Below are 17,224 nucleotides of genomic sequence, written 5' to 3'. Positions count from 1 at the left end.
GTCCGCCCGGCGGGAGAGGGGCCGACTTTTTTGGGGGTGGAAGCGCTTTTCTCACCAAGGTGAAACTTGTCGGCAACACCGCTTCGTGCCTACCATCGGCCGCTGAATTCGACAAAGACGCGCGAGCGAGCGCGCCAAGCACTCTTCGCAGGGAGAACGCCATGCACGTCGTGAAAGCGTCCGACCAGTCCGCGGCCTCGCTTTTGTCCGATGACAACCGTGCCCGTCTGGAAAGCTGGCTGGCTGCGCAGGCCGGCGCATCCCGCGTCGCGGTGACGGAAGATGGACGGCTCGGTGGCGGTGCGATTTCCCTGAACCTCGCCGTGACGCTGGACGTCGACGGCGGGCCGCTGGCCGGGCGCCATGCCTGCGTGCTGCGGGCCGAAGGCGGCGGGCGCATCTCCGCCAGCATCGGCAAGCTGCGGGAGTATGTGGTGCTGCGCGCCGCCTTCGCGGCGGGAGTGCTGGCGCCGGAACCGCTGTTCGCCTGCGACGATCCCGCCATCTTGGGCCACGATTTCTACATCATGCGCCGGGCCGAAGGGCTGGGCGCCGGCCATGCGGTGACGCGGTCGGAGGCGGCGCAGCCTGAATTGGCGCGTGAGCTTGGCCGGCAGCTTGGACTTCTGCACCGGATCACGCCGGAAACCGAAGGGCTGGAGCGGTTGGGCGAGGCGCCGGACTGCCCGGCGCAGGAAACACTTGCCCAGTACCGCCGATGGTTCGGCGACCTGGGGCGCCGCGATCCGGTGATCGCCTGGGGGCTGCGCTGGATGGAGGTCAACGCGCCGCTGCCGGGGGCCGTGGTGCTGTGCCATCGCGATTTCCGCACCGGAAACTATCTGGTCAAGGATGGCGCATTGACCGCGATCCTGGATTGGGAGTTCGCCGGATTCAGCGACCCGATGGAGGATCTGGGCTGGTTCTGCGCCCGGTCCTGGCGCTTCCGCCGGCCGGACCGTGAGGCGGGCGGCATCGCCGACCGGGCGGATTTCTATGCCGGCTATGAGGAAACCTCCGGCCGCCGTGTCGATCCGGCGCGCGTCGCTTATTGGGAGACGGCGGCCTACCTTCGCTGGGCCGCCATCGCGGTGGAGCAGGGGCTTCGCCACAGTTCCGGCGACGAACCCTCGCTGGAATTGGCGTTGACCGGACGGATGCTGCCGGAAATCGAGATGGACATGCTGCGCCATCTCCGCTCCATCGGCGGCATGGCCTCCGGCGCTGTGGAGAAGGTGGCCTGATGCGCGCCAATCCCGACGCCCGCGGCCTGCTTCAGATCGCCGCCTCCACCTTTCGGGCGGACGTGCTTCCCCATGTCGCCCCCGAAGCTCGCTTTGCCGCGCTGATGGTCGCCAACGCGCTGGAGATCGCCGAACGGGAGTTGAAGGGGCTGGATACCGCGGGCCATTCGATGTTAGGGGCGCTCGCCTTGCTCTATGGCGAGGACGCCGACGACGCTCTGTCCGGCGAGGACCTGCGCAAGCGGGTGGAGGCGCTGCAGCATCGCCTGTGCATCGAGATCGCCGCCGGCGACTTCGATCATGACGGCCAGGAGGTGCTGATGGACTCGCTGGAAGCCATCGTCCAAGCGCGGCTCGGAATTTCCAACCCGAAGGCGCTGGGACAACAGTAAGGCGGGGCCTGAGCGGCACTGCGTTCCGCTCTGCGCGGGGCGCAGTGCCGCTCAGCCTGCGCTCGACAGACGGGGGCGTTGCGGCCATATAATCGGTTCCCGTTCCGTACCCCCCTCCCTGATCCGGATCGCCGCCCCATGGCAAGTCCCGTCCTGTCCGCCATTCCCGCCAAGCCACTGGCGAAGCTGGAAGCCGGAAAGCAGTTCGTCATCGTATCGGACTACACGCCTGCGGGCGACCAGCCGAACGCCATCGAGGAGTTGACCGGCGGCCTGCGCCAAGGCGAGAAGGATCAGGTTCTTCTCGGCGTCACCGGGTCGGGCAAGACCTTCACCATCGCGCATGTCATCCAGACTGTGCAGCGCCCGACGTTAATTCTGGCGCCCAACAAGACGCTGGCAGCGCAGCTGTATGGCGAGATGAAGTCCTTCTTCCCGAACAATGCGGTGGAATACTTCGTCTCCTACTACGACTATTACCAGCCGGAAGCCTACGTTCCCCGCACCGACACCTATATCGAGAAGGAATCCTCGATCAACGAGCAGATCGACCGCATGCGCCACTCGGCGACGCGGGCCCTGCTGGAACGGGACGACGTCATCATCGTCGCGTCGGTGTCCTGCATCTACGGTATCGGCTCGGTCGAAACCTATTCTGAGATGACGGTCGACCTGCGCAAGGGCGAGGTGATCGCCCAGCCGGAGCTGCTGCGTAAGCTGACCGAGCTGCAATACAAGCGCAACGACGCCGCCTTCGGCCGCGGTCTGTTCCGTGTGCGCGGCGACACGGTTGAACTGTTCCCCGCCCATATGGAAGACCGGGCGTGGCGCATCTCGCTGTTCGGCGACGAAATCGAGGGCATCCACGAGATCGACCCGCTGACCGGCGAGAAGCTGGCGGCGCTGGAGGCCGTGCGTGTCTACCCGAACAGCCACTATGTGACGCCGAAGCCGACGCTGAATCAGGCGATCAACCAGATCAAGAAGGATCTGAAGGACCGGCTGGAGGAGTTCGCCGCCGAAGGCAAGCTGCTGGAAGCGCAGCGGCTGGAACAGCGCACGACCTTCGACATCGAGATGATGGCGGCCACCGGATCCTGCGCCGGCATCGAGAATTACTCCCGCTATCTGACCGGCCGCGCGCCGGGCGAGCCGCCGCCGACGCTGTTCGAATACCTGCCGGGCGACGCCCTGCTGATCGTCGACGAAAGCCACGTCATGGTGCCGCAGATCGGCGGCATGTACCGCGGCGACCTGGTGCGCAAGTCGACGCTGTCCGATTACGGTTTCCGCCTGCCCAGCGCCAAGGACAACCGGCCGCTGAAGTTCGAGGAATGGGAGGGAATGCGGCCGCAGACGGTCTTCGTCTCCGCCACCCCCGGCCCGTGGGAGTTGGAGCGCACCGGCGGTGTCTTCACCGAACAGCTGGTCCGCCCGACCGGCCTGATCGACCCGCCGGTGATCGTCCGCCCGACCGAGACCCAGGTCGACGACTTGATCGGCGAGTGTAAGGAGGTGGTCGCCAAGGGCTATCGCGTGCTGGTCACCACCCTGACCAAGAAGATGGCGGAGGCGCTGACCGAATACATGCACGAGGCGGGCCTGCGCGTCCGCTACATCCACTCCGACGTGGAAACGCTGGAGCGCATCGAGATCATCCGCGATTTGCGGCTCGGCGCCTACGACGTGCTGGTCGGCATCAACCTGCTGCGCGAGGGGTTGGACATTCCGGAATGCGCACTGGTGGCGATCCTGGACGCCGACAAGGAGGGCTATCTGCGCTCCAAGACGTCGCTGATCCAGACCATCGGCCGCGCGGCCCGCAACGTCGATGGGCGGGCGATCCTCTACGCGGACAAGATCACCGACAGCATGAAATACGCCATCGACGAGACGGCTCGCCGCCGCGAAAAGCAGATGGCCTACAACCTTGAACACGGCATCACGCCGGAATCGGTCAAGAAGGCCATCGGCGACATCCTGGAAAGCGTGTTCGAGCGCGGCGACCATGTGACGGTGAAGACCGGCCTGAACTCCAACGAGCTGGTCGGGCACAACCTCAAGAGCGTCATCGCCGATCTGGAAAAGCGCATGCGGGCCGCCGCCGCCGACCTGGAGTTCGAGGAGGCCGCCCGCCTGCGCGACGAACTGCGCCGGCTGGAGGCGATGGATCTTGGCCTGGAAACTCCCGGCAGCATCGGCATCAGCAGCGCCCGCCAGGGCCGCGGGATTCCCGAAGGCGCACCGAAGAAGCAGGGGCGGCGCCGTCGCGGGCCGTGACCGAACACTCCCTCTCCCGGGGCGGGAGAGGGCTTTTTATTGCCGCCCTTGTCCCAAACAGGTTGCATCACCATACTCCCGCTTCCCGTATGATGACGCGGGTTCGCAGGAGGATTGGGTTTGCCGTTTCGTCGTGTCGTGATGGTGCCGCTGATGGCACTGGCGCTGTCGGGCGCCGGGTTGGCATCGGTACCCATGGCCGCTGCGGCGGATGCCAAATCCTCGGGCAAGCCGGCGTCGGTCGCCGAACTGCCTCCGCCGTCGCCCAAGACTAAATCCGGCGATTGCGAACTGGCGGAGCAGGGCGACGCCGATGCCGCCTTCCGGCTGGCCCGCCGTTATCTGTTCGGCAAGGGCGTGCGCAAGGACCGGCGGCTCGGCACCGCTTGGCTGCGCGCGGCAGCCTCGCGCGGGCATCCGGAAGCGCGCCAGCTGGTCAACTATGTTCCCGGCCGCATGGGACGCATCCGCCCCTGGTGCCGCCCGGGTGCCGGCCCCGTGCGCGAGGTCGGACCGCCCCCGGCCGAGGTCGTGTCGCTGGTCAACTCCATCGCACCGAAATACGGCGTCGACCCGGCGCTGGTGTTGGCGGTCGTCCAGGCGGAGAGCGCCTTCCGGACCGACGCGGTATCGCCGAAGGACGCCGCCGGACTGATGCAGCTGATCCCGGACACCGCCGACCGGTTCGGCGTCGGCAACGTCTTCGATCCCAAGGAGAACATCACCGGCGGCGTGAAGTATCTGCGCTGGCTGCTGGCCTATTTCCAGGGCGACGTGACGCTGGCGCTGGCCGGCTACAATGCCGGCGAAGGTGCGGTGGACCGCTACAAGGGCGTCCCGCCCTATGAGGAAACCCGCAATTACGTCCGCATCATCCGACGGAACTACGACGCGGTCCGCCATCCCTTCGACAATTCGGTGGCGGCGCCGTCGTCCGCACTCCCCGCCATCCGCGATGCGGCCGTGCGTGATGTCGAGGCGGAGTTGCCACGCAGCGTCAAATCGCCGAAAAAGGGATAAGCCCCCCTCACCGCTGAACAGGAGTGCCCGCCCGTGCCGATGTCCGAACGCAGTGTCCTCGGCCTCAGCGCCGCCGGCTTCCACAAGGTCGCCTATACGCAGTGGGGGCGTGACGATGCCGCGCGGACCGCGATCTGCGTCCATGGGCTGACGCGCAATGGCCGCGATTTCGACAGGCTGGCACTGGCATTGGCGGACAGGTGGCGGGTCGCCTGCCCGGATGTGGTCGGACGCGGGCGCAGCGACTGGCTGCCGGTGCCGGCGCTCTACGGCTATCCGCAATATTGCTCCGACATGGTGGCGCTCATCGCCCGCATGGGGGCGGAGACGGTCGACTGGGTCGGCACCTCGATGGGCGGGCTGATCGGCATGACGCTGGCGGCCCAGGCCAACAGCCCGATCCGCCGCATGGTCATCAACGATGTCGGCCCCTTCATCGCCCAAGCCGGCCTGCAGCGGATCGCCGACTATGTCGGCAAGGACCCGGTGTTCGAGGATCTGCAGGCACTCGAATCCTACCTGCGCTTCGTCCTGATGGGGTTCGGCACGATCGGCGACGAATGCTGGCGCCATATGGCGGAGCACAGCGCCCGCCCCCTGCCTGACGGCAGGTTCCGCCTCGCCTACGATCCCGGTATCGGCGAAGCCTTCAAGACCGCGCCGGTCGGCGATGTCGATCTGTGGGCGCTGTGGGACCGTGTGCGCTGTCCGGTGCTGGTCCTGCGCGGTGCGGACTCCGACCTGTTGAGCGCCGAGACGGCGGAGCGGATGGCGGAGCGTGGCCCGGGGGCGGCCGGACTGGTGAGGGTGGTGGAAATACCCAACACCGGCCATGCCCCGTCCCTGATGACGGATGACCAGATCGCGATCGTCCGCAATTTCCTGGCCCAGGACTGAGCATTCAAGACAGCAAGGGCGACGGCCTCAGTTCACCCGGCGAAGCACCGTGTCCAGCCGGCCGCGGCCGTCCTTGTCCAACCAGGTGGCGGAGACCCGGCCGTCCGGCCGCAGGCGATAGCGGAGCATGTTGCGGCCCTTCTCGTCGAAGACCAGTTCGCCATTCTCGATCCGTCCCTTGCGGCGCACCCGCTCGAAAGGCTGGTCGGCCTCCATGCCTGCACCCAGCAGATAGTCGGCATAGACGGCGTCGCCTTCGGTCTTCTCGACCGACAACGCGACCTCGCGGCCATTGATATAGCTTCCGTACCACATGCCCATGAAGGGGCGCAGGGCGGCGGTGGTATCGACATCGCTCTTGGCAGAGCCGGAGGCGTTGGCGGGCAAGGCGGCCTGCAGGAGTTCGGCGCTCGGGCTGCGGCCCCAGGACTCGTCGCAGGGCGGATCGTTCGGGGCCGGCGGCGCCTCGGCGAAGCGGACGATGCAGGCGCCAAAGCGGCGGACGAACAAACCGGTGTTGGCGGCTCCATGGCCGGGCAGCAGCGACGGCTGGTCGACGATCAGGCTGCTTAGACCACGCTGCGCCAGTATGTTGCGCGCCGGCTCCGCGCGTCCGCCCGGATCGAAATCGTCGCCGTGGAAGAAGAACATCATCACCTGAGCCCGACGGACCTCTCGCAGGATCGGCCAGAGTTGGGCGGCGTTCTCGCGGTAACTGTCATAGGCTTCGGTGAAGTTGCCGAAAGCGGCCGGCGCGGTGGCGATGACGGAGTCGATGGCGTTGGTCTGGCCCGCCGCGATCAGCGAGATGAAGGCGCCGAAAGATTGCCCGGTCAGCGCGACGCGGCGATAGCCCTTGGTCTTCAGCATGTCCGAATAGCCCGCCAGCGCGCGGGCGCTGTTGGGCAGAGTGTCGCTGACGCGCATGCGGTCGAGCCGGAAGACGTCCCACCCGGCATCGCGCAGCGTCTTCATATAGAGCGGGGTAGGGGCCTCGGAGTCCTCCGAATCCACCGAACGACCATGGCTCCACACCACCGCGCCGCGTGCTCTGGCCGGCCCGGACAGTGACGCCTCGCCATAGGCGGGCTTCAGAACGATCTGGGCCGCCGCCGGGCGGACCTCCGTCACGCCCCCCGCAATGCCCAATCCGACCATCGCGATCAGTCCGAGAACAGCCCCCCGAAACGTCCGCATCATCCCCACCGATCCCTCTTACTGCGAGTCGGTCTAGGATTGGCTCCGGTGGTTAACGCGTCCTTTCCGGCATTCCGTATGCCCACCGGTAGCCACATTTTGTCACAGCCCAGTTCTGCAACTAAGAATGACTCGCAGTTTGCCGCGTGTGGCGCTAGGATGCGCACGCAACCGAACGAAGGAGCATCGGCATGTGCGGGACGGTGGAAGAAGGGCGGCCGTCGCCCTGGACGGTGACGGACCTGACGACGGCCGAACGGGCGCTGTTGACCGGCGTACGGCAGTGGTTCCGTGCCGGAACCGCAGGTGCGATGGCGTCGATGCGCATCGGTCTGAATGTCGCCGGCGTGCCGAACACTGCGCTGCTGCCGCTGTTCGCGCTGCTCGGCACCTTCGCCGTGTCGGGGGCCCGCAAGCCCGAGATCCGCTGCCCGGCCTGCAGCCGCATCAGTGCGGACGAGGCGGCCTTGCTCGACTCCCTGGCCGCGGTGCAGAACGGCGACGCGGAGGTCGCGGCGCAGTATCTCGACCGGTGGCTTCCACTGGTCGCGCTGTGCATGGCAACCGACGCCATGCGCGAGTTGGGCGCCATCCTGGACGGCGCCCGCATCTATCTGCCGCGACGGCGGTCGGCCCGATTGGTGCCGCTTTCGCCCGTCGCGGCGCTGGCGGCGGAATAACGCCGGGTTTGCTAGTCGGTGGCCAGGCGCAGGCCGCGGCCACCTTGCGGCTTGGCGGCTTCCGCCATCCGTTTCTGCAAAAGCCACTGGTCGATGGCAACGCGGACCAACCGGCCTTCCGGCGTGTGGTAGAGGAACTGTCCGCGTTCCCTGCCGCAATGTTCATATCCCAGCCGCTCGTAGAAGGGCAGCACCCCCGCATTGTCGCGGTCGACGCCCAGTTCCGCGAAGGGCACGCCGCGCTGGACCACCAGCCGTTCGGCCGCCCGCACCAGCCGGACGCCGAGCCCTAGCCGCCGGAAAGGCTGGAACACACGCAACGCCCATAGCGTGGCCCGGCCGCTCGGCCGCTTGCGCAGGAAATCGATGCAGATCTGCCCTACTGGAAACCCGTTGACGTCCGCCAGCAGCATCGCGCCGTCACCCCGCTCCTGAAGGCGGAATGCCCCGGCGATGATCTCGCGGTGGGGCGAGTGCAGGCCATACCATTCCAGGGTCGGCAGGTCGTCCTGCCTTGCCGGCCGGATGGTCACGGGTAGGGCAAGCGTCGCATGGCCGTCCTGCTCTCCCGCTTCCGTCCCGAACTGCCCGTTGGCGCCTGTGCCGCTCGTTTCGGTGCGGCGGTGTGCTGTTGCCATGTGCCGATGCCTCGCAGGTGCTTTCCCGCCTTCGGGCGCCGCTTGGATCGCGGCTCTCGGTGACAACCTACACGGCGTGCCGTCGTTCCGACGCTGTTCGGTCGGGATAAGGCTTTTGGCCATGCCGGTGACGCGGCTCCCGAAGGGCAACAGACGAAAATAAACATAAAATTTATCACAAAAAGCAATGCAGATGTAATGCGAGGCTTTGGAATGGAGTGGTACTTTCAGGCGAAGGATGGCCTATGAAGCCGGAGCTAGGTTGAGTGACTGAAGTCTTATTGACGCAACACGATACGCTTTGATAACTGTTGAAGACCACAGGGATCTCCGTTCAAAAAATGAACTGGGTGGATTTTCTCTAAAATTACGGTGATTGGGCGGGAGATAAGATCATGATGAGAATTGTGAATCTTGGACGGACCGGCATTTTCGTCGCGATGCGCGGCGGGGTTCTCACCAGCCTCGGTGGGCGCAGCCACTGGCGCAGTGCCGAAGAGGTTCGGCACGCCGCCCAGGCGGAAAACATCGCGGTAAGCGATTTCGTGGTCCGTACGCTGCCCTGATCAGTGGTTTCACAGCATCGCCGCCTTGCGCGACGGCGAGCAGATATGGGAAAGGGCGCGTTCGGCGGAACGCGCCCTTCTTCTTTTGGTCACCCAGGCGGTTTTGGTATCAGTCAGCCCGCGCGGACGCGGGCGAGGAAGCGATCGACCTCCGTCCGCAAGGTGGTGGACTGACGCGACAATTCGTTTGTCGCCTCCAAAACCTGCCTGGCTTCTTCGCCGGCATTGTTGGCGGAGGCATTGACGGCGACGATCGTCTCGCTGACCTCGCGGGTGCCGATGGAAGCCTGCTGGACGTTGCGGGCGATTTCCGTCGTGGCCGCGCCCTGTTCCTCCATTGCGGTGGCGATGGAGGTGGAGATTTCGTTGATGCGCGCGATGGTGCCGGAGATGGACCTGATGGCGCCAACCGCCTCCTGCGTGGCGCCCTGGACGGCGCCGATCTGGGAATTGATCTCTTCGGTCGCCTTGGCGGTCTGGTTGGCGAGGCTCTTGACCTCGCTCGCCACCACGGCGAAGCCTTTGCCTGCCTCGCCGGCGCGCGCCGCCTCGATCGTGGCGTTCAGAGCGAGCAGGTTCGTCTGGCTGGCGATGTCGTGAATCAGCTTCACCACCTGACCGATGCGGCTGGCCGCGTCGGCAAGCCCCTGCACCGTGGCGTTGGTCCGCTCGGCCTCGGTCATCGCAGCGTTGGCGATGGCGGCGGACTGCGTCACCTGATGGCTGATCTCGCCGATTGAGGCGGTCAATTCCTCGGCCGCGGCCGCAACGGTCTGGATGTTGACGGACGCCTCTTCCGCGGCGGCGGCCACCTGGGTCGATTGCTCGCTGGTGGTTTCAGCGGTGCGGCTCATCGTCTGGGCGGTGCCCTGAAGCTGCTGGGCTGCACTCGCCACCGCCTGGACGACGCCCTTCACCTCCCGTTCGAAGCTGTCGGCGGTGCTGCCCAGCTCCCGCGCGATGATTGCAGCGGTGTTCAGGTCGATATAGACCGAGGTGGCGAGGTCCATGTCCAGGAACACCGCCTTGTTGATGGCCTGGAGCAGCTGCGACAGCTTCTCCGGCTTCTTGCGGTGGATCTGAGCAGCCAGTTCGATCAGCTTGTTCAGCGTGAAGCAATAGGCGCCGGTATACCAGCGCGGCTCCAGCCCGATGCGCTGATGCGTCTGGCCGATCTTCAGGACCTGATTGACGTAGGCCTCGTCGAAGGTGCCGGTGAAGACATTGCGCAGCCAGTGCTGCTTCTGCAGGTCCCGCGCGCGGCCGGTGACCGCCGGGTTCACCAGCATGGGGGCGACCTGCGGGACCGTGTGGAGATAGCCGTAGAACTCCTCCAGAATCTGGTCGATCCGTTGCGCCAGATAGGGCTGGAATTCGCGAAGCGTTGCCTTCGTCGCCTCGTCGATGCGCAGGAAGGTGATGCGGTCAATGATCGACTGAGTCTGGGCAGCGTGCGACATGGAGCCCCTCTCCCATTTGAAATATGACGAGCGTACTAAGAATTGCCAAAATTGCAAACTTTCCCGCGAGCGGCACATCATGCGCAGGCACTCGCATCTTTGAACCGGTCACTTTGTCGCAGAACCTCTACCGCGGGTAATCAAGCGTCGTGACGGCCCCCACGGGGGTCGGCTTATTGCTCGATATCGGAAAGAAAAAAGCCGGCGGAGCCCGAGGGCGCCGCCGGCTTGCAGGTTTACAGGTCTGGAGGCAACAGGCGGGCCGCAGCCCGCGGGAGCGATGCGGCGGAATCCGTCCGGATGGCCGGTGCCGCATGAGGCCCGTCCGGAGCGGAGCCCGCGCCGGACGGGAAACGCGGTGGGATCAGGCCACCATCGGGGTGGCCGGCCGGCGCAGGGCCTGGGCGGCACTGAGCACGGCCTTCTGAAGCTTCTCGAAAGCCCGCACTTCGATTTGGCGAACGCGTTCACGCGACACCGAAAATTGCTGGCTCAGCGCTTCGAGGGTCGACGGATCGTCCTTCAGGCGGCGCTCGAAGAGGATGCGGCGTTCACGTGCGTCCAGCCGGTCCAGGGCCTGACCGACAAGCCGGCGGCGCAGCGCCAGTTCGTCGGCTTCCGCCAGCATGGTGTCCTGCGTGGGGCGGTCGTCCGCCAGCAGTTCAAGCCAATTGGTCTCGCCATCGGTCGACAGGGTGGCGTCGAGCGAGCTGTCGTTCGCGGCAAGGCGGCGGTTCATCTCCACCACCTCGGTTTCCGGCACGTCCAGTTCGGCGGCGATGGTCGCCACCGTCTCCGGCGACAGGTCGCCCTGCTCCAGTTCGGCCATCTGGCTCTTCAGCCGGCGGAGGTTGAAGAACAGCTTCTTCTGTGCAGCGGTGGTGCCCATCTTCACCAGCGACCAGCTGTGCAGGATGTATTCCTGGATAGCGGCACGGATCCACCAGGTGGCATAGGTGGCGAAGCGGAAGCCGCGCTGCGGATCGAACTTCTGGGCGGCCTGCATCAGGCCGACATTTCCCTCGGCCACCAGATCGACCAGCGGCAGGCCGTAGCCACCGAAGCCGCGGGCGATCTTGATCACCAAGCGGAGATGGCTGCCCACGAGCTGCTCCAGCGCCTGGGGACTGCCGCGTTCACGCCAAGCGATGGCGAGGTCGCGCTCCACGTCCGGCGCCAGGATGGGGAAGCGCTTGGATTCCTCGATGTAGCGGGTCAGGCTGGCGCTTTCACCGGTCAGCAGTTTCTTCAGCACGCGAATGCCTCCTCTCCAACGCTTCACGGGGCAGCCCCCAGTCGGGGCCGGCCCCTGTCGGGACCCATGGCAGGGATCGCCTTCGAGGCGATGAACCAACGGCGGACTGTGGCGCGAACGTAGGAATAACGTCCGTCGATCCGACCTTAGCTGTTGTGGGGTTTGTATTTTGCCCGGCGTCTCAAGGAACTGCGTCCTTTTGACAATGTTAATGTGGCCGCGGATTTGCGGCGGATCAAGCCAGGAAAGGGCATGTTCCGGGTGTTTTTCGGCGTATACCCAGGCTCTTCTTCCACCCGCACCGGCAGTCTGGGAGAGGAGCCAATCCTATGACCCCTGACGTTCAGCCGGGTGACGTTCGGGCGGTAGCTCCTCTTCCGATCGTCCGGCAAATGTCCGGGCGGACTGCCGTCGATATGCCGCACCCGCGAAATGGATCGGCTGCAGGTCAGCCGGCGGTGCGCGAGGCAACTATGCCTCTGCGGTGAGGATGGTGATAGGACCGCCCGTGGTCCCTCAATCATACCGGAACCCTAGATGGGAAGGCCGATCCGCTTCGCCACCCGAACATTGGTCATAGGCCGTCGGAACCGACTGGAGGTAAGCCGGGGGAGGGCGTGCCGACGGTTGAAAGCTTGCGGTTCACTTGCACCCCCGCCATTGGTCCTGGAGGGTACATACGAAAAAAGGCGCGCCCGGTTGAGCGCGCCTTTTTCAAAGCTCATGCGGATGAAGACCGCTTACTCGGCCGCCGCACGCTTGCGGCCGAGGCCGAGCTTGGTCGCCATTTCCGAACGGGCCTTGGCATAGTTCGGCGCGACCATGGGATATTCGGCCGGCAGTCCCCACTTGGCGCGGTACTCGTCCGGCGTCATGTCATAGACGGTCTTCAGATGCCGCTTCAGCATCTTCAGCTTCTTCCCGTCTTCCAGGCAGACGATGTATTCCGGCGTGACCGATTTCTTGATCGCGACCGCCGGGACCAACTCGGCCTTCGCCTGGGTCGGCTTGTCCTCGCCCAGATTGCGGAAAGCCACTTGGACGCTGTTGATCAGCGTGGGCAGGTCGTGGACCGGCACCGAGTTGTTGCCGACATAGGCGGCAACGACCTTGGCGGTCAGCGATTGCAGTTCGGTTTGATCGATGGTCATGGCTGCGCTCCCCCTGGGACGCGGTTGCGTGCGTATCAGCCGTTCACCAGATCGCGCAGCTGCTTGGCCGGCTTGAACTTCGGAGCCTTGGAAGCGGCGATCGCTACGACTTCGCCGGTACGGGGGTTGCGGCCTTCACGGGCGGCGCGCTCGGCCACCTCGAAAATGCCGAAACCGGCCAGACGCACATCCTCGCCGCGGCCCAGCGCGCCGGAGATGCCCTCGAACACCGCCTGAACGACCTTGGCCGCGTCGGCCTTCTTGATGCCGGCGTTGGTGGCGACGGTTTCGATCAGCTCGGCCTGGTTCATGCAAAACTCCATTTGGTCGGTTTGGTTTCGGTTTTTCGGAGTTATTGGCAGAACGGCACCATCCGCACAAGAGCGAACACAGATTGGGCAACCATCGGTGTTTTTCTTGCGCGACATTCGTTCCCGATCTGTGGCGGCATTGCATCAAGCGCCGAGTCCCGGAGCCGCCAAAGCCTCTACAGCCGCAGTTTTCCGCGTCCGCACGCCTGTGCGACGCCCCTAGGCACACCATGGACGCCGCGACTCGCCGAAGGTCCGCATCCGTTGAAATTCAGTCACGACGAAGAATGCCCGGTCAGCTTTGCTCAATATGCAAAAACTCGGTCTTAGACCATCTTGACCGCGGCAACGGCGACACCATCTGCCAGAAAGTTCGGGTCCGGGTCCCTCTGGCGACCGAGGCGTCGGTCGTGATGTCGGAACCGCTTGATTTCACCGCTGACGCAGCGTCATCAAGTGGGTCTTGCTATGGATGGTATGCTTGCGACGGTTTTCCTTGAATTTTTGGGAAAACCAATTTGGATTTGGCTTGTTTTCATCGGCGTGGTGCTGACGCTTCTGGTTCTGGATCTGGGTGTTCTGAACCGCCGCGATCATGTCATCGGCGTAGGCGAAAGCCTGAAGCTGTCGGCTTTCTACATTGCGGTCGCCATGCTGTTCGGCGGCTGGGTCTGGTACTCGATGGGCTCGGAGGCAGGCCTTCAGTACTACACGGGCTTCTTCGTCGAGAAGAGCCTGTCACTGGACAACGTCTTCGTCATATCGCTGATCTTCAGCTACTTCGCAGTACCGCGCGAACTGCAACATCGTGTGCTGTTCTGGGGTATCCTGGGCGTCATCGTGTTGCGCGGCCTGATGATCGGCGCCGGCGCGGCGCTGGTTTCGGAGTTCCACTGGGTCCTCTATCTCTTCGGCGCCTTCCTGGTGCTGACCGGGATCAAGATGCTGTTCACGAAGGACGAGGAGACCAATCTCGGCGAAAATGCCGCCCTTCGCTTCCTGAAGAGCCATATCCGGGTGACCGACCGCTTCCATGGCCATCACTTCATCGTGAAGGAGCCGAGCGGTCCGGGCGGTGCGATGCGTTGGGCCGCCACCCCGCTTCTGCTGGCGCTGATCATGGTGGAACTGGCCGACCTCGTCTTCGCGGTCGACAGCGTGCCGGCGATCTTCGCCATCACCACCGATCCGTATCTGGTCTATACAAGCAACATCTTCGCCATCCTCGGCCTGCGTGCCTTGTATTTCGCTCTGGCTGCGATGGTCCATCGCTTCCGCTACCTGAAATACGCGCTGGCTCTGGTGCTGGTGTTCATCGGCGGCAAGATCTTCTACACGCAGTTTTTCGGCAAGCCCGACCCGCTGATCGCGCTGGGCGTCACTTTCGCTCTGATCGGCGGCGGTGTGCTGGTGTCGCTGTGGAAGACCAGCCGGGAGACCAAGACCGCGGCGGCCGAGTAAACTATCGGGTGGGAACGGGGGCGGCACACGGGTGCCGCCCCTTTTCTTCGTTCAGAACCCCAGCTTGATCAGGTCCGCGATGCTGTCCGCCGCATTGCGGTGGAGGATGAAGCGGCCACCGGCCGCCTCCCAAGGGTCGCGGGCCTTCTCGCGGTCATCGACGAGGACGGCGCCGGGGTTGGCATAGCGGGCCTTGTCGCGGGCCATGCAGGTGATGACCGGCACGTCGGCCCCGAGCATGCGGGCGACCCAGCGCTTTTTCTGTTCGGGTGCCCAACTGCCCAGCGGCAGGCCTGTGAGGATGGTCGGCCGGTGGGGAGCGCAGAACTGCCAGAGCTCCTGCGCGTCGTGCATGAACTCCAACGTGCCGAAAAAGTCGGAGTGGCGGGACAAAGCCCGCCACATCTCCTTCATCGGCAGCTGTTCCGGCCGCTTGCCGGTTACCGCGACGACGCCGCGGTCGAAATCGGCCAATACCCCGTCCAGGTCGAGGAACAGCTTCACCGCCACATCACGCCCCATTCAGTTCGGCCCGCTCGCGGAACTCGTCGAGGGCCTGCGGGTTTGACAAGGCTTCCGTGTTCTTGATCGGTCGGCCATGGACGGCGTCGCGCACCGCCAGCTCCGTGATCTTGCCCGACCGGGTGCGGGGAATGTCGGTGACCTGCACGATCTTCGCCGGCACATGGCGGGGGGAGCAATTGTCCTTTATCCGCTTGCGGATGGTCGCCGCCAGCGCCTCGTCCAGCTTCATGCCCTCGCGCAGGACGACGAACAGAACGACGCGCACGTCGCCGTCCCATTCCTGGCCGATGCAGACTGCTTCCATAATCTCCGGCAGCTGTTCGACCTGACGGTAGATCTCCGCCGTGCCGATGCGCACGCCGCCGGGGTTCAGCACCGCGTCCGAGCGGCCGTAGATCACCCAGCCGCCATGTTCGGTCTGCTCGATGAAGTCACCATGGACCCAGACATTGGGGAAGCGGTCGAAATAGGCGGAGCGGTACTTCGCCCCGTCCGGATCGGCCCAGAATCCGATGGGCATGCTGGGGAAGGGGCGGGTGCAGACCAGCTCGCCCTTTTCGCCGCGCACGGCAACGCCGTTGTCGTCGAACGCCTCCACCGCCATACCGAGGCCGCGCGTCTGGATCTCGCCTTTCCAGACCGGGGCGATTGGATTGCCCAGTACGAAGCAGGACATGATGTCGGTGCCGCCGCTGATCGAGGCGAGATGGATATCCTGCTTGATGGAGCGGTAGACGAACTCGAAATTCTCCGGCATCAGCGGCGAGCCGGTGGAGGCCAGAGCGCGGATGCTTGCGAGTGAGTGGGTCTTCGCAGGCTCCAGCCCGGATTTCTCCAGCGATTGGATGAATTTGGCCGAGGTGCCGAACAGCGTCACCTGCTCCGCATCCGCATAGTCGAACAGGATGTTGCCGGTGGGGGCGAAGGGCGAACCGTCATAGAGAACCAGCGTCGTGCCGCTGGCCAGACCGGTCACCAGCCAGTTCCACATCATCCAGCCGCAGGTGGTGAAGTAGAACAGCCGGTCACCGCGCTTCAGGTCGCAATGCAGCCGGTGTTCCTTCACATGCTGAAGGATGGTGCCGCCGGTCCCATGGACGATGCATTTCGGCTTTCCGGTGGTGCCGGAGGAATAGAGGATGAACAGCGGATGGTCGAAGGCGACCCGTTCGAAGGTCGGCTCGGCTGCCGGATAGGGCGCCATGAAATCCTGCAGGCCGACGGCACCCGGGATATCTGAGATGTCCGGCGACTTGTCGACATAGGGCACGATCACTGTGGCGACCACGGTCGGCAGGTCCTTCAGGACTTCGGCCACCTTGGCGCGGACATCGTGACTTTTGCCGTTGTACCAGTAGGCGTCGGGGGCGAAGACCACCTTCGGTTCGATCTGGCCGAAGCGGTCGGTGATGCCCTGTATGCCGAAGTCGGGCGAGCAGGAGGACCAGACCGCCCCCAAACTGGTGGTGGCGATCATCGCCGCCAGCGTTTCCGGCATGTTGGGCATGATGGCGGCGACCCGGTCGCCCTTGCCGACACCCTTGGCCTTCAGCGCCTGCTGCAGGCGGGAAACGGTGGCCTTCAGTTCCGCCCCGCTCCAGCGGTACTTCACCTTGTCCTCGCCCCAGAACACGACGGCATTCTCATCGAGCGCACCGGCCAGCAGATTCTCGGCATAGCTTAGGCTTGCTTCCGGGAACCAGCGGGCACCCGGCATCTTGTCGCCGTCCAGAAGATCGACGCTGCCGAGTTCACCGGTCAGCCCGGCCCACTCCCACAGGAAGCGCCAGAACCGCTCCTTCTCCGCGATCGACCAGTTGTAGAGGGCGTCGTAATCGTCCAGCCGCAGTCCGAAGCGCGCATTCGCCGCCTCGCGGAAGGCGGTCAGGTTGGCCTGCGCGATGCGCTCCTCATTCGGGCTCCACAGCGGAGTGTCCATTCTCGGTTCCCTCAGCGTCTCGTTATCCACCGGCGTCAGCGGCCGGCTCGCCTGCCGGGTTGTTGGTTCGTGTCCCGGATTGCCGTGCAGCATAACGCATGGCCGCACCAGTTGTCTTTCCCCCGGTGGGCGAAATGGGGCAGGGGCCGGCAGGCGGCAAGCGGAACGAAATCAACAGGCTACAAACGAAAGCGGCGGGGAGTTTCCT

General features: G+C 64.9%; 16 protein-coding genes. 8 read left to right on the top strand and 8 right to left on the bottom strand.

Annotation, left to right across the window (positions count from 1 at the left end):
• Positions 1 to 161: 161 nt before the first annotated feature.
• The 5 genes from FZ983_RS00560 to FZ983_RS00540 all read left to right on the top strand — a co-directional run bounded on the left by FZ983_RS00560 (position 162) and on the right by FZ983_RS00540 (position 5,833).
• A complete protein-coding gene (locus FZ983_RS00560) occupies positions 162 to 1,244 on the top strand; it encodes a phosphotransferase family protein (protein ID WP_149221710.1) in 1,083 nt (360 codons plus the stop codon).
• A complete protein-coding gene (locus FZ983_RS00555) occupies positions 1,244 to 1,636 on the top strand; it encodes a DUF6285 domain-containing protein (protein ID WP_149221709.1) in 393 nt (130 codons plus the stop codon). The genes FZ983_RS00560 and FZ983_RS00555 overlap by 1 nt, the downstream gene beginning before the upstream one ends.
• Before the next feature lie 138 nt (positions 1,637 to 1,774).
• On the top strand, positions 1,775 to 3,916 hold the full coding sequence (uvrB, locus tag FZ983_RS00550) for an excinuclease ABC subunit UvrB (RefSeq protein WP_149221708.1): 2,142 nt from the start codon (positions 1,775 to 1,777) through the stop codon (positions 3,914 to 3,916).
• Positions 3,917 to 4,036: 120 nt separating this feature from the next.
• On the top strand, positions 4,037 to 4,936 hold the full coding sequence (locus tag FZ983_RS00545; RefSeq protein ID WP_149221707.1) for a lytic transglycosylase domain-containing protein: 900 nt from the start codon (positions 4,037 to 4,039) through the stop codon (positions 4,934 to 4,936).
• Positions 4,937 to 4,969: 33 nt separating this feature from the next.
• Positions 4,970 to 5,833, top strand: a complete 864-nt coding sequence (locus tag FZ983_RS00540) for an alpha/beta hydrolase (RefSeq protein ID WP_149221706.1) — start codon at positions 4,970 to 4,972, stop codon at positions 5,831 to 5,833.
• A gap of 27 nt (positions 5,834 to 5,860) precedes the next feature.
• Here FZ983_RS00540 and FZ983_RS00535 read toward each other — a convergent pair whose 3' ends face one another.
• Entirely contained in the window at positions 5,861 to 7,033 is a 1,173-nt protein-coding gene (locus tag FZ983_RS00535) for an alpha/beta hydrolase (protein WP_149221705.1), read from the bottom strand.
• A gap of 188 nt (positions 7,034 to 7,221) precedes the next feature.
• On the opposite strand from FZ983_RS00535, the gene FZ983_RS00530 reads away from it, so the two are divergent.
• A complete protein-coding gene (locus FZ983_RS00530) occupies positions 7,222 to 7,710 on the top strand; it encodes a hypothetical protein (RefSeq protein ID WP_149221704.1) in 489 nt (162 codons plus the stop codon).
• An 11-nt stretch (positions 7,711 to 7,721) separates the two neighbouring features.
• Here the strand turns inward: FZ983_RS00530 and FZ983_RS00525 are convergent, their stop codons facing one another.
• The gene (locus tag FZ983_RS00525) at positions 7,722 to 8,348 is read right to left on the bottom strand and encodes a GNAT family N-acetyltransferase (protein WP_149221703.1); all 627 of its coding nucleotides are present in this window, start codon (positions 8,346 to 8,348) and stop codon (positions 7,722 to 7,724) included.
• Positions 8,349 to 8,743: 395 nt separating this feature from the next.
• On the opposite strand from FZ983_RS00525, the gene FZ983_RS33925 reads away from it, so the two are divergent.
• A complete protein-coding gene (locus FZ983_RS33925; protein WP_188092216.1) occupies positions 8,744 to 8,914 on the top strand; it encodes a hypothetical protein in 171 nt (56 codons plus the stop codon).
• Between the two features lie 113 nt (positions 8,915 to 9,027).
• Here FZ983_RS33925 and FZ983_RS00520 read toward each other — a convergent pair whose 3' ends face one another.
• The 4 genes from FZ983_RS00520 to FZ983_RS00505 all read right to left on the bottom strand — a co-directional run bounded on the left by FZ983_RS00520 (position 9,028) and on the right by FZ983_RS00505 (position 13,091).
• Positions 9,028 to 10,374 (bottom strand): globin-coupled sensor protein, encoded by a 1,347-nt coding sequence (locus FZ983_RS00520; protein WP_149221702.1) that lies wholly within the window; start codon positions 10,372 to 10,374, stop codon positions 9,028 to 9,030.
• Positions 10,375 to 10,738: 364 nt separating this feature from the next.
• The gene (rpoH, locus tag FZ983_RS00515; RefSeq protein ID WP_149221701.1) at positions 10,739 to 11,629 is read right to left on the bottom strand and encodes an RNA polymerase sigma factor RpoH; all 891 of its coding nucleotides are present in this window, start codon (positions 11,627 to 11,629) and stop codon (positions 10,739 to 10,741) included.
• Between the two features lie 740 nt (positions 11,630 to 12,369).
• Entirely contained in the window at positions 12,370 to 12,780 is a 411-nt protein-coding gene (locus FZ983_RS00510) for a MucR family transcriptional regulator (protein WP_149221700.1), read from the bottom strand.
• A 35-nt stretch (positions 12,781 to 12,815) separates the two neighbouring features.
• On the bottom strand, positions 12,816 to 13,091 hold the full coding sequence (locus tag FZ983_RS00505; protein ID WP_012974184.1) for an HU family DNA-binding protein: 276 nt from the start codon (positions 13,089 to 13,091) through the stop codon (positions 12,816 to 12,818).
• Positions 13,092 to 13,559: 468 nt separating this feature from the next.
• Here FZ983_RS00505 and FZ983_RS00500 point away from each other — a divergent pair, with 468 nt between their 5' ends.
• Complete coding sequence (locus FZ983_RS00500) at positions 13,560 to 14,552, top strand: TerC family protein (RefSeq protein WP_149222422.1); 993 nt, start codon at positions 13,560 to 13,562, stop codon at positions 14,550 to 14,552.
• A 51-nt stretch (positions 14,553 to 14,603) separates the two neighbouring features.
• On the opposite strand, the gene FZ983_RS00495 is transcribed toward FZ983_RS00500, so the two are convergent.
• Both FZ983_RS00495 and FZ983_RS00490 read right to left on the bottom strand, forming a co-directional pair.
• A complete protein-coding gene (locus tag FZ983_RS00495; RefSeq protein ID WP_149221699.1) occupies positions 14,604 to 15,074 on the bottom strand; it encodes a hypothetical protein in 471 nt (156 codons plus the stop codon).
• Positions 15,064 to 17,016 (bottom strand): acetoacetate--CoA ligase, encoded by a 1,953-nt coding sequence (locus FZ983_RS00490; protein WP_149221698.1) that lies wholly within the window; start codon positions 17,014 to 17,016, stop codon positions 15,064 to 15,066. The genes FZ983_RS00495 and FZ983_RS00490 overlap by 11 nt, the downstream gene beginning before the upstream one ends.
• Positions 17,017 to 17,224: the final 208 nt, after the last annotated feature.

This window comes from Azospirillum sp. B21 (assembly GCF_008364825.1).
Taxonomy (GTDB): domain Bacteria; phylum Pseudomonadota; class Alphaproteobacteria; order Azospirillales; family Azospirillaceae; genus Azospirillum.
The sequence above is the reverse complement of the archived record's forward strand: the minus strand, read 5'-3'. Positions and strand labels throughout refer to the sequence as shown.

Excerpts from the sequence above, each read along its gene's own strand:
- FZ983_RS00560 (WP_149221710.1), top strand. The coding sequence starts at position 162 with ATGCACGTCGTGAAAGCGTCCGACCAGTCCGCGGCCTCGCTTTTGTCC.
- FZ983_RS00555 (WP_149221709.1), top strand. The coding sequence starts at position 1,244 with ATGCGCGCCAATCCCGACGCCCGCGGCCTGCTTCAGATCGCCGCCTCC.
- uvrB (WP_149221708.1), top strand. The coding sequence starts at position 1,775 with ATGGCAAGTCCCGTCCTGTCCGCCATTCCCGCCAAGCCACTGGCGAAG.
- FZ983_RS00535 (WP_149221705.1), bottom strand. The coding sequence starts at position 7,033 with ATGATGCGGACGTTTCGGGGGGCTGTTCTCGGACTGATCGCGATGGTC.
- FZ983_RS00530 (WP_149221704.1), top strand. The coding sequence starts at position 7,222 with ATGTGCGGGACGGTGGAAGAAGGGCGGCCGTCGCCCTGGACGGTGACG.
- FZ983_RS00525 (WP_149221703.1), bottom strand. The coding sequence starts at position 8,348 with ATGGCAACAGCACACCGCCGCACCGAAACGAGCGGCACAGGCGCCAAC.
- FZ983_RS33925 (WP_188092216.1), top strand. The coding sequence starts at position 8,744 with ATGATGAGAATTGTGAATCTTGGACGGACCGGCATTTTCGTCGCGATG.
- FZ983_RS00520 (WP_149221702.1), bottom strand. The coding sequence starts at position 10,374 with ATGTCGCACGCTGCCCAGACTCAGTCGATCATTGACCGCATCACCTTC.
- FZ983_RS00510 (WP_149221700.1), bottom strand. The coding sequence starts at position 12,780 with ATGACCATCGATCAAACCGAACTGCAATCGCTGACCGCCAAGGTCGTT.
- FZ983_RS00505 (WP_012974184.1), bottom strand. The coding sequence starts at position 13,091 with ATGAACCAGGCCGAGCTGATCGAAACCGTCGCCACCAACGCCGGCATC.
- FZ983_RS00500 (WP_149222422.1), top strand. The coding sequence starts at position 13,560 with ATGGATGGTATGCTTGCGACGGTTTTCCTTGAATTTTTGGGAAAACCA.
- FZ983_RS00495 (WP_149221699.1), bottom strand. The coding sequence starts at position 15,074 with ATGGGGCGTGATGTGGCGGTGAAGCTGTTCCTCGACCTGGACGGGGTA.
- FZ983_RS00490 (WP_149221698.1), bottom strand. The coding sequence starts at position 17,016 with ATGGACACTCCGCTGTGGAGCCCGAATGAGGAGCGCATCGCGCAGGCC.